General features: G+C 67.4%; 11 protein-coding genes and 1 tRNA gene. 1 reads left to right on the forward strand and 11 read right to left on the reverse strand.

The genetic code is table 11. The features are described from left to right. Window positions 1-86: 86 nt before the first annotated feature. Window positions 87-425 carry a hypothetical protein gene (locus FG99_RS06695; protein WP_141766289.1) on the forward strand — a complete coding sequence of 113 codons (339 nt, stop codon included), beginning with the start codon at window positions 87-89 and terminating at the stop codon, window positions 423-425. 144 nt (window positions 426-569) lie between these two features. Here the strand turns inward: FG99_RS06695 and FG99_RS06700 are convergent. The 11 genes from FG99_RS06700 to FG99_RS06750 all read right to left on the reverse strand — a co-directional run bounded on the left by FG99_RS06700 (window position 570) and on the right by FG99_RS06750 (window position 12684). After that, window positions 570-645: transfer RNA gene (locus tag FG99_RS06700), tRNA-Thr, on the reverse strand. A 71-nt stretch (window positions 646-716) separates the two neighbouring features. Beyond that, window positions 717-2255 carry a DHA2 family efflux MFS transporter permease subunit gene (locus tag FG99_RS06705; protein WP_043268326.1) on the reverse strand — a complete coding sequence of 513 codons (1539 nt, stop codon included), beginning with the start codon at window positions 2253-2255 and terminating at the stop codon, window positions 717-719. A gap of 13 nt (window positions 2256-2268) precedes the next feature. Beyond that, on the reverse strand, window positions 2269-3456 hold the full coding sequence (locus tag FG99_RS06710; RefSeq protein WP_009613863.1) for an HlyD/EmrA/EmrK family protein: 1188 nt from the start codon (window positions 3454-3456) through the stop codon (window positions 2269-2271). 12 nt (window positions 3457-3468) lie between these two features. Next, a complete protein-coding gene (locus FG99_RS06715) occupies window positions 3469-4947 on the reverse strand; it encodes an efflux transporter outer membrane subunit (protein ID WP_043268328.1) in 1479 nt (492 codons plus the stop codon). A gap of 3 nt (window positions 4948-4950) precedes the next feature. Beyond that, on the reverse strand, window positions 4951-5421 hold the full coding sequence (locus FG99_RS06720; RefSeq protein ID WP_043268330.1) for a MarR family winged helix-turn-helix transcriptional regulator: 471 nt from the start codon (window positions 5419-5421) through the stop codon (window positions 4951-4953). A gap of 402 nt (window positions 5422-5823) precedes the next feature. Continuing rightward, window positions 5824-7035, reverse strand: a complete 1212-nt coding sequence (locus FG99_RS06725) for a methyltransferase (RefSeq protein ID WP_043268332.1) — start codon at window positions 7033-7035, stop codon at window positions 5824-5826. 68 nt (window positions 7036-7103) lie between these two features. Then, window positions 7104-7796 carry an ABC transporter permease gene (locus FG99_RS06730; protein WP_043268334.1) on the reverse strand — a complete coding sequence of 231 codons (693 nt, stop codon included), beginning with the start codon at window positions 7794-7796 and terminating at the stop codon, window positions 7104-7106. Then, window positions 7793-8488, reverse strand: a complete 696-nt coding sequence (locus tag FG99_RS06735; RefSeq protein ID WP_009613853.1) for an ABC transporter permease — start codon at window positions 8486-8488, stop codon at window positions 7793-7795. The genes FG99_RS06730 and FG99_RS06735 overlap by 4 nt, the downstream gene beginning before the upstream one ends. Window positions 8489-8542: 54 nt before the next feature. Beyond that, window positions 8543-9295, reverse strand: coding sequence for an ABC transporter substrate-binding protein (locus FG99_RS06740; RefSeq protein ID WP_043268336.1), 753 nt, complete (start codon window positions 9293-9295; stop codon window positions 8543-8545). 14 nt (window positions 9296-9309) lie between these two features. Further along, the gene (locus tag FG99_RS06745; RefSeq protein WP_043268338.1) at window positions 9310-10083 is read right to left on the reverse strand and encodes an ABC transporter ATP-binding protein; all 774 of its coding nucleotides are present in this window, start codon (window positions 10081-10083) and stop codon (window positions 9310-9312) included. A 291-nt stretch (window positions 10084-10374) separates the two neighbouring features. Continuing rightward, window positions 10375-12684, reverse strand: coding sequence for an LTA synthase family protein (locus FG99_RS06750; protein WP_043269102.1), 2310 nt, complete (start codon window positions 12682-12684; stop codon window positions 10375-10377). Window positions 12685-12722 lie beyond the last annotated feature (38 nt).

Genomic DNA, 12722 nt, shown 5'->3' on the forward strand with positions numbered 1-12722 from the left:
GGTTAGGGAGATCGTGGGGATGAGCTACTTGGGATATCGAAGGGCTGAGGGATGCTTCTTGCCATCAGTGCTTGATGGGGATGGATATGAAGCGTGCAGTTGAGTTGTGTCATGGCTGTGGTCGAGCGATGGTTCCACGTACGACCTATCGTCGAGGTGTGTGGGGGAGTAGGCCTCACACCAATCATTGTCCCTTCTGCCTGAGCGAAAACTGGCATGGCAACGCCCCAACGCTTGGCGATCGGCTGTTCTACCTGGCTGGACTCGGATTAGGAGGGCTGACTTACGTTCTGGTCCAGGCCTTCCTGTTCAAGATCCAGTGGTGGCTCGGCATCGAGGACAAATATCCGCTGCTATCCCTCGCGACGGTGGGGATTGCGATCTACGCCGGGCAGCGTTTCTACCGGTGGTTTGTGGACCTCTGATCCTGGTTGGGTAGAGGATACGGCAGGACGACGACGGCTCCCGTTGGAGCGCCTTCAGGGGGCAGCAATCTGCGCCCGTTGAGCAATGCGTTGAGCAGAAACACAAAGGCCCGCTGCGAGGCGGGCCTAAGTGCTTGTATTTGATGGTGCCGGCACCAGGAGTCGAACCCGGGACCTACTGATTACAAGTCAGTTGCTCTACCAGCTGAGCTATACCGGCAAGGAGGGACGCCATTATAGCCACGCGCCGGGCGGTGTAAACCTCTGATTTTTCAGCCGGTGCCCGTTCGCTCAGTGGCCGCTGGCGGCCGCTCCCGGCTTGGCGCCGAAGGGGGGCTTGGCCAGCCAGATGATGGCCAGCAGGGTCAGGAACAGCCAGCCGAGCAGGGTGAAGTATTCCACCGTGGAGAGCATGTAGGCCTGGCCTTCGACGATGCGGTCGAGCATGGCCGCGCCGTGCTGGTTGGCGCCGCCGAGCAGGTCCAGGGCGTCGCGGGTGGCCGGGTCGTAGGTGCTCAGGCTTTCCGTCAGGTGGGCGTGGTGCAGCGTGGCGCGGCGGTCCCAGATCCAGGTGGTGAGGGAGGCCGCGAAGCTGCCGCCCAGGGTGCGCAGGAAGGTGGCCAGGCCCGAGCCGTCGGCGATCTGGTCCGGCGGCAGGTCGGAGAGCAGGATGCTGAGGATGGGCATGAAGAAGAAGGCCACGCCCAGGCCCATGAGGGTCTGCACCAGGGCGATGTGGTAGTAGTCGACCTCGGTGTTGAAGGCGGCGCGCATGAAGCTGGTGACGGACATCACCAGGAACGCTAGGCCGGCGAGGATGCGCAGGTCGAAGTTGTTGGCGTAGCGGCCGACCAGCGGCGAGAGGAACACCGGCAGGATGCCGATCGGCGCCGCGGCCAGGCCCGCCCATGTGGCGGTGTAGCCCATCTGCGTCTGCAGCCACTGCGGCAGCAGCAGGTTCATGCCGAAGAAGCCGGCGTAGCCGCCCACCAGCGCCAGGGTGCCGAAGGTGAAGTTGCGATGCACGAACAGGCGCAGGTTGACGATCGGGTGCTTGTCGGTCAGTTCCCAGATGACGAAGGCCGCCAGGGCGATGACCGACACCACGGTGCCGCCGACGATGAAGTTCGACTCGAACCAGTCCAGGTCGTTGCCCTTGTCGAGCACGATCTGCAGGGCGCCCACGCCGAGGACCAGCAGGATCAGCCCCATGTAGTCCATGGGCGCGTGCTTGATCACCACCGGGCGTTTCTTCAGTTGCTGGTAGACCACGAAGGCGGCGAACAGGCCGATCGGCACGTTGATGAAGAAGATCCACGGCCAGCTGTAGCTGTCGGTGATCCAGCCGCCGAGGATGGGCCCGGCGATGGGCGCCACCACCGTGACCATCGCCAGCAGCGCCAGGGCCATGCCGCGCTTGGCCGGTGGGTAGATGGAGATCAGCAGTGTCTGGGTGATCGGGTACAGCGGCCCGGCGACAAAGCCCTGCAGGGCGCGGAAGCCCACCAGCATGCCCATCTGCTGGGCCACGCCGCAGAGGAAGGAGGCGATCACGAAGAGGAGGGTGGCGGCGATGAACAGCCGTACCTCGCCGACCTTGCGGCTCAGCCAGCCGGTCAGCGGCAGGGCGATGGCGTTGCTCACCGCGAAGGAGGTGATCACCCAGGTGCCCTGCTCGGCGCTCACACCGAGGTTGCCGGAGATGGTCGGCAGGGCGACGTTGGCGATGGTGGTGTCCAGCACCTGCATGAAGGTCGCCAGGGACAGGCCGATGGTGGCCATCACCAGGCTGGGCGGGCTGAAGGCGCCGTTGCTGCTGTTCTCGCTCATGATGCTTCCGGGCTCAGCGCGCGGCGGTGCTGCGGCCGCGGCCGTCGGCCATGTTGGCGTGGATCAGCTGCTCGATGAGCTGGTCCGCCGAGGCCAGTTGCTGCTGGTAGACGTCGGTGGAGAACAGCGCTTCCTTCGGCGGCTGCTGCGACAGCGCCGGGCCGCTCTGGTCGTGCAGGTCGACGTTGACGTCCATCGACAGGCCGATGCGCAGCGGATGCTCGTCCAGTTGCCTGGCGTCGACGCGGATGCGCACCGGCACGCGCTGGACGATCTTGATCCAGTTGCCGGTGGCGTTCTGCGCCGGCAGCAGGGAGAAGGCGCTGCCGGTGCCGACGCCCAGGCTTTCCACGCTGCCCTGGTACTTGACCGAGCTGCCGTAGAGGTCGGAACGGATCTCCACCGGCTGGCCGATGCGCATGTGCTGCAGCTGGGTTTCCTTGAAGTTGGCGTCGATCCACACCTGCTCCAGCGGGATCACCGCCATCAGCGCGGTGCCCGGTTGCACGCGCTGGCCGACCTGCACGGTGCGCTTGGCCACGTAGCCGGTCACCGGCGCGACTATCACCGCGCGGGCGTCGTCCAGGTAGGCCTGGCGCAGCTTGGCGGCGGCCGCCTTGACGTCCGGGTGGGAGGCGACGACGGTGTCGTCCACCAGCGCGCGGTTGGTGTCCAGCTGCTGTTCGGCGCTGGTCAGCGAGCTGCGCGCGGTATCCAGCGCGTCGCGGGCGTGGGCCAGTTCCTCGCGGGAGATGGCGCCGTCGTCGGCCAGGTGTTGGCGGCGCTTGAAGTCGGCCTCGGCCTTGGCCAGGGCGACCTTCTTCGCGGCGACGTCGGCCTTGTAGCCGTCGACGTTGCTGAACAGCCCGCGCACCTGGCGCACGGTGCGCGCCAGGTTGGCTTCGGCCTGCTGCAGGGCCACGTCGGCGTCGCTGGGGTCGAACTTCACCAGCACCTGGCCCTTGTGCACCAGGTTGCCGTCGTCGGCGCCGATGCTGACCACGGTGCCGGTGATCTGCGGGGTGATCTGCACCACGTTGCCGTTGACGTAGGCATCGTCGGTGTCTTCGTGCCAGCGCCCGTAGAGGAACTCCCAGAGCGCCGCGGCGATGCCGGCGAGGATGACGACGACCAGCAGGATCAGCAGCCAGCGCTTGCGCTGGGGGTTGCCGCCGGTGGTTTCTTGGGTATCGGTGGTCATGGCGGTTGCCTCTTAGTGCACGGCAGCTGCGCCCGCCTGGGCGAGCGGGGCGGAAGACGGGGGAACGGAGTCGGCCTGGAAGCCGCCGCCCAGGGCTTGCACCAGCTGGACGGAGAGGTCGATGCGCTGGGCTTCCAGGTTGGCCAGCTGGCGCTCGGCGAGCAGCAGTTGTTGCTGCACGCTGAGGGCGTCGAGGTAGTTGCCGACGCCTTCGCCATAGCGGCGCATGGCCAGTTCGAAGTTGGACTTGGCGATGTCGCGGGCCTCGCGCTGGTCGACCAGTTGCTGCTCCAGCGAGTGCAACTGGCCGAGGTCGTCGCTGACCTCGCCCAGGGCGCCGACCAGGGTCTTGTTGTACTGCGCCACGGCGAGGTCGTAGTCCGCGTCCTTGCCGGCCAGGTTGGCGCGCAGGCGGCCGCCGTCGAACAGCGGCAGGGAGATGGCCGGGGCGATCTGGTAGAAGCGGCTCGGCGCCTCCAGCAGGTCGCTGGTGTGCATGCTGGCCAGGCCGACCATCGCGCCCAGGTTGAGGTTCGGGTAGAACTGCGTCTTCGCCGCCTGGATGTCCTTGCTCGCGGCCTCGACGCGCCAGCGTGCGGCGACTATGTCCGGGCGGCGGCCGAGCAGTTCCGCCGGCAGGTTCGGCGGCAGGCTCAGGGCGTCGGTCTTGAGCGCTTGCGGGCGCTGCAGGTCGAGGCCGCGGTCCGGTCCCTGGCCGAGCAGCACGGCCAGGGCGATGCGGTCGCTGGCGATCTGCTGTTCGGCGGCGGCCAGCTGCTGGCGGGCGCTGGCCACCTGGGTTTGCGCCTGCTGCAACTGCACCTTGCTGTCCAGGCCGGCGTCCATGCGCTTGCGGCTGAGCTCGAACAGGCGCTGCGAGCGTTCCAGCTCATCGCGGGACAGGTCGCGCACGGCGAAGGCGTGGCCCAGCTCGCTATAGGCGCGGGCGACGTTGGCCGAGAGGGTGATGGCCGCGGCCTGGCGGTCCACCTCGGCGGCGTTGGCCTGGCCGAGGGCGGCTTCCCAGGCGGCGCGCTGGCCGCCCCAGAGGTCGAAATCGTAGTTGAAGCCCAGGGACAGGTACTTCACCGCCGAATAATGCCCGCCCGTTGGCGCGGGGAGCACGCTGGTGGGCGCGCGGATGCCCGCATAGCTGGCCTTGCCATTGAGCGTGGGCATGCGCTCGGCATCGGCGGCGTTGGCCGCGGCGGCGGCCTGGCGCGCGCGGGCGTCGGCAATCTGCAGGTCCGGTGCGCCTTTCAGGGCCTCGTCGATCAGGCTGTCGAGCTGGGCGTCGCCCAGGCTGCTCCACCAGTTCCGGCGTGGCCAGGCGGCACTGGACAGCGGTGTGCCGTCGAGGCTGCGGCCAGCCTGCAGCGAGGCGCTGTCGAGCGCCTTGCCGTTGGGCGCCAGGCCCGAGGAGCTGACGCAGCCGGCCAGCGCCACGGCGCTGGCCAGCAGGGTGGCGGCGGGTAAGCGGAATGCACGCATGGCCTACTTCTCCTGGGTCGCGCCGGGCGCGACGCCATGGCTGGCGAGGATCTTGTCCAGCAGCCGGGTGAGGGTCAGCAGTTCCTCGGGGCTGAGGCAGCCGACCAGTTCGTTCATCGCCCGCACGGCGATCTGTGGCGCCTGGGCGTTCACCGCCTCGCCGGCGGGGCTGAGCTGCAGGCGCACGCTGCGCCGGTCGTTGGGGCAGGGCTGGCGCAGCAGCAGGTCTTTCTTCGCCAGGCGGTCGAGCATGCGCGTCATCGAGCCGCTGTCGATGGACAGCTCGCGGCACAGCTCGCCCGGGGTGTTGGCGCGGTTCTGGCCGATGAAGAACAGCACCTTGAATTGCGCGGCGGTGATGTCCAGGTGGATCAGGTGCTTGTCCAGCAGGCGGTCCTTGAGGATGGCCGCCAGCCCCAGCAACTGGCCGATCGAGCCCCTGAACGGGAAGTCCGTGACGCGGTAGTGATCCATGGCAAGGCTAATAACTGTCTAGGCAGGAAATCTGTTTCGAAATAATACTGCCTAGGCAGCTAATGACAAATAGCGGATTGTTGCAAATGGGCAACAATCCGTTCCTGAAAGCACTATGCGAGCGTTCCGCGAAACAGGATGTGCCCGCTCGGTGTGCGACGCGGCCCCGGCAGCAGTGCTTATGCACAATGCCGGGGCATGGCTTGGCGGCTAGTGCTAAAAAAGCCTCAGCGTTTTTCAGTTTTTCCCTAAGTGTGTGTTTTTAAAAGAAATTATCTGGTCTGTTCAAAATTCGAACAGAGCCGCGCCGACAGGCCAGCAGCGGGCCGCGTGAGCGATTTTCCCGGTGTTCTCAACAGAGTTATCCACAGGTTCTGTGGGCTTCTCTCTGGAACGCTCGTACTAGACGTGCTCGGCGAGAATGAGCAGGTTTCGCGGCGTGACCTGGCTGGCGCAGAAGCGCCCCAGGCGTACCCGGTAGCCCTGCTCGACGAGGAACAGCGCGCGGTCGAGCAGCAGCCAGAGTTCCAGCGGGCGGCGGAACAGGCCGCGCACCAGTTCGAGATTGCGCACCTCGGCCAGGCGCCGCCAGCCTTGGGCCTCCAGCGCGCTCCAGTCACGCTCGGCGGGGCGGGGCAGGCCCTTGAGCGCGGCCAGGTCGCGGCAGTAGTCGGCGAAGGGTTTGTGCAGCCAGTCGGCGGGCACCGAGGGCACCGGTAGGTAGCTGTCCTCGCCGCGCAGTTCGCGCTGCAGCAGGTCGAAGGCCAGGCGCCGGGCCATGGAGTTGTCGCGCTGGCGCCGTATCCGGGCGCCGGCGGTGACCGTCTCGGCGAGCGGTAGGCGCAGGTCGTCCTGATCCAGCTTCAGGCGGGAAGCACCCGCGGCTGTGGATAACGGCTGGTAGTGCTCGCTGGCGATGCGGTTGTAGCAGCAGGGCGCCACCGCCAGTTGCCGGCAGCGCTTACTTGCCGCCAGGCGCAGCAACTGGACGTGCAGGTCGCCGCAGGCGTGCAGCGCCACGGCGGTCTGGCCGGGCTGCAGGTAGCGGGCGGCGCCTCCGGCGAGCACGTCCTGCTCGACGTGCATGGCGCGCAGGCCCAGACGGTCGCTCAGGCGCTGGCCGTCGCTGACCAGCGCGAGGTCGCGCTCCAGGCTCAGCAGCGGCTGCCCGCCATGGGCCAGCAGGCGTCCGAGGTGGCCCTTGCCGGCGCACCAGTCCAGCCACTGCACGGAGGGCGTGGCGAAGTCCAGGCGGCTGGCGAAGGCCTCGATCTGCTGCCATTTGCGCCCAGGCACGTCGACCTGGAACTGCGCCGGCAGCCTGGGCAGCGGATGTGACGGCAGGTCCTCGACTTCGCTCAGTTGCGCGGCGCGGTTCGCCAGCTCCGGGAAGGGCGCCGGGGCGGGCAGGCGTTCGGGCTGGTTGTGCGCGGCGTCGGCCTGTTCCAGGTCGCGCCCGCGCAGCCAGGTGGCCAGTTCCCGGTGTTCGGCTTCCCAGGGCAGTTCCAGCAGGGTGAAGGGCTTGGGCCGCCACAGCCCCTGGTGGGCGAGCAGGAAGGCGTCCAGAGCCTGGAAGCGCTGGAGCAGGACGTCGTCGGTGAGGCGGTTGGCCACGGCGGTGCGCTGGGGATGAGTGGCGGGGCGGCGATTATAGCGGCCCCGCCACGTCCGGGAAGCGCCGGTCAGCGCCCCTGCACGGAGTCCACCCGCAGCCAGCGCTCGGCGAGGCGGAACAGGCGGGTGAGGACCAGGGTGATGACCAGGTAGAACACCCCGGCGAGGCAGAAGAACAGCATGGCCTCGTAGGTGCGGGCGATGATGGTGCGGGTCATGCCCATGATGTCGAACAGCGTCACGGTGTAGACCACGGCGCTGGCCTTGAGCATGAGGATCACCTCGTTGCTGTAGGCCGGCAGGGCGATGCGCGCGGCGCGCGGCAGGATGATGTGCAGCAGTGCCTGGCGGCGCGACATGCCCAGGGCCCGCGCGGCTTCCACTTCACCCACCGGGATGGCGTGGATGGCGCCGCGGAGGATCTCGGCGATGTAGGCCGCGGTGTGCAGCGTCATGGTCAGCAGCGCGCACCAGTATGGGTCGCGCAGGTACGGCCAGAGCGGGCCCTGGCGCACCGAGTCGAACTGCGCCAGGCCGTAGTAGACGATGAACAGCTGCAGCAGCAGCGGGGTGCCGCGGAAGAAGAAGATGTAGGTGTAGGGCAGCGCGCGCACGTACCAGTGCCGCGAGGCGCGGGCGATGCCCAGCGGCACGGCCAGGGCCAGGCCGGCGACCACGGCGAAGGCCAGCAGCTCGAGGGTCAGCCCGGCGCCCTGGAGCATCTTCGGCAGCCACTTGAGGATCAGCTCCATGTCGGTCATAGCTCGTTCCTCACGAAACCGCGGCCGGCGCGGCGCTCCAGGAAGTGCAGGGCGGCCATGACGAACACGGTCAGGCCCAGGTAGATCAGCGCGGCGGTCATGTAGAAGGTGAAGGGCTCCTTGGTCGCGTTGGAGGCGACCTGGGCCTTGCGCATGATCTCGTCGAGGGTGATCAGCGAGACCAGGGCGGTGTCCTTGAGCAGGATCAGGTACAGGTTGCCCAGGCCCGGCAGGGCCACGCGCCACACCTGCGGCAGGACGATGCGCCAGAAGATCCGCGGGGCGGACAGGCCCAGCGCCTGGCCGGCCTCGCGGTGGCCCTTGGGCACGGCCAGCAGGGCGCCGCGGAAGACTTCGGTGGCGTAGGCGCCGAAGCACAGGCCCAGGGCGCAGGTGCCGGCGGCGAAGGGGCTCAGGGCCAGGTCGGGCTTGCCGAACAGGTCGCCCAGGGCGTTCAGCCCGGCCACGGTGCCGAAGTAGATCATCAGCACCCAGAGGGTTTCCGGCACGCCGCGCACCAGGGTGGTGTAGGCGCCGCCGAGCATGCGCAGCAAGGCATTCTTCGAGGTCTTGGCGATGGCGCCGAGCAGCCCGAGGAGCAGGCCGAGGCAGACCGCGGCCAGGGACAGCTTGAGCGTCATCAGGGTGCCGGCCGCCAGCTGCGGGCCGAAACCGTGCAGGTCGAAAATCATGGGGATCACGCCTGAAGGGGCGCGCCCTGGATCACAGGGCGCGCCGGACTGGCATCAGTAGATGCTGAAGGGGAAGTACTTGTCGTTGATCTTCTTGTAGGTGCCGTCGTCGACGATTTCCTTCAGGGCGGCGTTCAGCTTGTCACGCAGCGGGTCGCCTTTGCGCACGGCGATGCCGATCTTGTCGTTGTCGAACACCGGCAGGCCCTTGAACTCGAAGTCCTTGCCGGCGTCGCTCTTGAGCCAGTCGTACTGCACGAACTTGTCGGCCAGCACGCCGTCCAGGCGGCCCGAGGACAGGTCCAGGTAGGCGTTTTCCTGGGTGTCGTAGAGCTTGATGGTGACGGTGTCGGACATGTTGTCCTCCAGCCAGGTGCCGGCGATGGTCGCGCGCTGGGCGCCGATCACCTTGCCCTTCAGGTAGCCCTTGTCGGTCTTGAAGTCCACCGACTTGGGCGCCACGAACTGCAGCTTGTTGGTGTAGTAGGGGTTGGTGAAGTCCACCGCCTGCTTGCGCTCGTCGGTGATCGACATGGAGGCGACGATGAAGTCGAACTTCTTGGCGTTCAGCGCCGGGATGATGCCGTCCCAGTCGGAGGTGACCACCTCGCACTCGACCTTCATCTTGGCGCACAAGGCCTTGCCGACGTCGAGGTCGAAGCCGACCACCTGGCCGCTGGCGTCGATGCCGTTGAAGGGCGGGTAGGCGCCTTCGGTGCCGATGCGCAGCTTCTCGGCGGCGACCGCGTGGGCGCCGAAGGCCAGGGTGGCGGCAGCGGCCAGAAGGATCTTCTTATAGTTCTTCATGCAAAGTTGCTCCGTTAGCGGTGGCTGGACATGAACTGCTTGCAGCGCGCGGACTGCGGGTTCCCGAAGACCTGCTCGGGGGAACCCTGTTCCTCGACCAGGCCCTGGTGGAGGAACACCACCTCGCTGGAAACCTGGCGGGCGAAATTCATTTCGTGGGTGACCAGCAGCATGGTGCGGCCTTCCTCGGCCAGCGCGCGGATCACGTTGAGCACTTCCTGGACCATCTCCGGGTCCAGTGCGGAAGTGGGCTCGTCGAACAGTATGACCTTGGGCTGCATGGCCAGGGTGCGGGCAATGGCCGCACGCTGCTGCTGGCCGCCGGAGAGCTGCGCGGGGAAGCTGTGGCGCTTGTCGGCGATGCCGACCTTGGCCAGCAGGGCCTCGGCGATCTCGATGGCTTCGGCGCGGCTCTTGCCCAGCACGCGGCGCGGCGCCTCGATGATGTTGTCGAGGATGCTCATGTGCGGCCAGAGGTTGAAGTTCTGGAAGACGAAGCCCAGTTCGCTGCGCAGGCGGTTGATCTGGCGGTTGTCGGCGGCGACCAGCGCCCCGTCCTTGGCCTTCTTCAGCTTGAGTTCTTCGCCGGCGACGATGATCTGGCCCTGGTGGGGGTTTTCCAGCAGGTTGATGCAGCGCAGGAAGGTCGACTTGCCGGAACCCGAGGAGCCGAGAATGGAGATCACGTCGCCTTCGCGGGCGGTCAGGGAAATGCCCTTGAGCACTTCCAGGTCGCCGTAACGCTTGTGCAGGTTACGGATTTCCAGTGCGGGTATGGCCTCGGCCATTGGGGGCTCCTCTATTGTTGTTCGGATGCTTCGCGGCGCGCCGCGGCAGGGGGTAGGGCCTTCCTGGCGAACGCAACCTATCACGCGACCCGGGGGGCGCCAAGCGTCCGGGGGCCGCGCCGGGCCTGGATGGTGGCATCTTGTCGCATTGCCGCAGTGCCTTGTCGCCTGGGCTGAACACCGGGGGTCCGGAAGCCTGGCGAGGGGGCCGGCGAAACGCGGGGCGCGATAGTGCCAGCTTCGCCGGCGGGGGAAAAGACCGCAGGCCCCGACATTGGTCGGGGCCCGGGTTCACTGGGTGATCTGCGGCTCGGCGGCGTTGCTGTCGCGGCTCTCTTCGTCGAGCTGGTCGAGCTGGCCGGCCATCAGCGCCGGGCGGCCACCGATGCGCGGGCCGGGCAGCACGCTGCCGTCGGCCAGGCGGGTGGGATGCTCGCTGGCATCGATGGCCGATTTGCGCGGCTGCGTCTGCACGTGGAAATCGGTGATCTCGATGATGCCCTTGCCTTCGGCCAGCAGGTGGAAGGAGAAGGCCTTGCGCGCCCGCTCGTTGTCGAAGCCGAAGGTCACCTGCAGCGGCTTGTCGCGGGTCAGCAGCGGGAACTCGGGGATCGCCAGGTCCACCGGGCGCTCGAACTCGCGGGTCTTCAGCTGCACCCTGGCGCCGGCCTTGTCCATCTGCAGGGCGCGGATCTTCAGGCTCACGGTGGTGTGGCTGTCGGCCGGGAACTCCAGGTACTGGGCGCCGATCAGGTTGTCGGTGTACTCGTTGGTGACCTGCGGCTTGATGCGGATCTTCTCCTGGGTGGCGAACTGGTATTCGCGGCCCATCGGGTTACCGATCACCGAATGATCCAGAATGCCCGCGCGGGCGGCGACCAGGCGGGCGTCGCGGCCACTGAAGCGGCCGACGAACTGGGCGCTGTCGGCGATGAAGCCATCGCTCTTGTAGCGCCGGCAGACCTGCTGGAAGTCGCATTCGGTGAAGGTCTGCTTGCCGTCGTGGAAGCGCAGCATACCGTTGGTGAAGGAGACCATCTCGCGACCCTTGTCGTACTCGCGGAACAGCGAGCGGCCGGAAACGTCCTTCGGCGGGGTGAAGCCGAAGTAGTCGAGGATCGAGGCGTCCATGTCGACGTGGCCGTAGACACCGCTCTTCACCGGCGGCAGCGCCGCCTGCTCGGGGGCCAGCACCAGGTTCAGGCCCCAGGACGAGGCCAGGCGCACGTTGTCGATGCCGTGGGATTCGTCGGAGGTGACGATCACCAGGGTGTCCTTGAGCACGCCCTGTTTCTCCAGACCGGCGAGGAAGGCGTCGACGGCGTCATCCAGGTAGCCCACCGCGGCTTGGCGCGGGGTGGGGTATTTGGCCAGATATTCCGGGGTGGCCGAGTAGGGCTGGTGGGTGCCGACGGTGAGCAGGGTGAGCATCCACGGCTTCTTGTTCTTGCGCAGCTCGCCGACGTAGTCCAGCGCGCCCTCGAAGAAGGCCTTGTCATCCATGCCCCAGGCGAACTCCAGGTAGGGCTTCTTCTTGAACCAGTCGCGGCCGAGGGTCTTGTCGAAGCCCATGGCCGGCATCACCTTGTCCTTGGCCATGAAGCGCAGGCCGGCGCCCTGCAGGAAGTGGGTGCTGAAGCCGTGCTGGCGCAGCTGCGCCGGCAGGCACTCGGCGGCGCGGCCGGGGTTGGACAGCAGCTCGACGCCCTTGGGCGTGCCGTTGTCCAGCTTGCTGTAGTCGCCGCAGAGCAGGGCATAGAGGCCGCGGATGGTCTGGTGGCTGTGCACCACGTAGTCCGGGGTGGTCATCGAGCGTTCGGCCCAGGCGCTGAGCCTGGGCATCATGGATTCTTCGTAGCTGCTGCTCAGCGCCGCGCGGTTGGTCGCCACGTAGGCGCCGGGAATGCCTTCCATGGTGATGATCAGCACGTTCTTCGCCGTGCCCGGGCCGGACAGCAGCGGGGTGCCGGAGAGGTCGAGCTGGGTCAGCCCGGTGACGTCGGGCGGGGTGTCGCCCTGGTCGCCGGCCAGCCAGTCCTCGGCGGCGAGCTGGCCCTGGCTGGCGACGCCGGCCAGCAGGCGGTGCGGCAGGTTGAACTGCTTCCACACGTCGACGTCGTTGGGGATCACGTACTGCAGGCCGAAGTGGGCGCCCAGCAGGGCCACCGGCACGGCATAGGCGAAGCGCGACAGGCGCTGTTCGCGGCGCCGCCACAGCACGGCGCAGAGCACGATGGCGCCGAGCAGCGCGCCGGCCAGCCACGGGTGGGCGATGCCGCCGCCCTGAGTGGAGTTGCCGACGAAGGTCGGGTCGGCCATGAAGTGCAGGTCGCTGGGATCGGGCATGCGGCCCACGGCGCTGACCAGCTCGGCGTTGCCGATCGTCATCAGCGCCCACAGCAGCATGATCGGCAGGGCTACGAACAGGCGCAGGCGGTGCAGCAGCAGGACCAGCAGGCTGCCGATGGCCAGATCCGAAAGGTAGCCATAGAGGTTGCCCCAGCCAAAGGCGTGGCGGCTAGCCAGCGGGATCGCCAGGAACAGGATGGCAAGCGTCGCGAGGTTGCCGCGTTGTTGCCACCAGCGTTTTAGAGGATGCACGAGCACTCCCTTTTCAGGCATCGAAGGGCCTGAAAGTA

The organism is Pseudomonas sp. AAC, assembly GCF_000725445.1.
In the GTDB taxonomy this organism is placed as follows: Bacteria; Pseudomonadota; Gammaproteobacteria; order Pseudomonadales; family Pseudomonadaceae; genus Pseudomonas; species Pseudomonas citronellolis.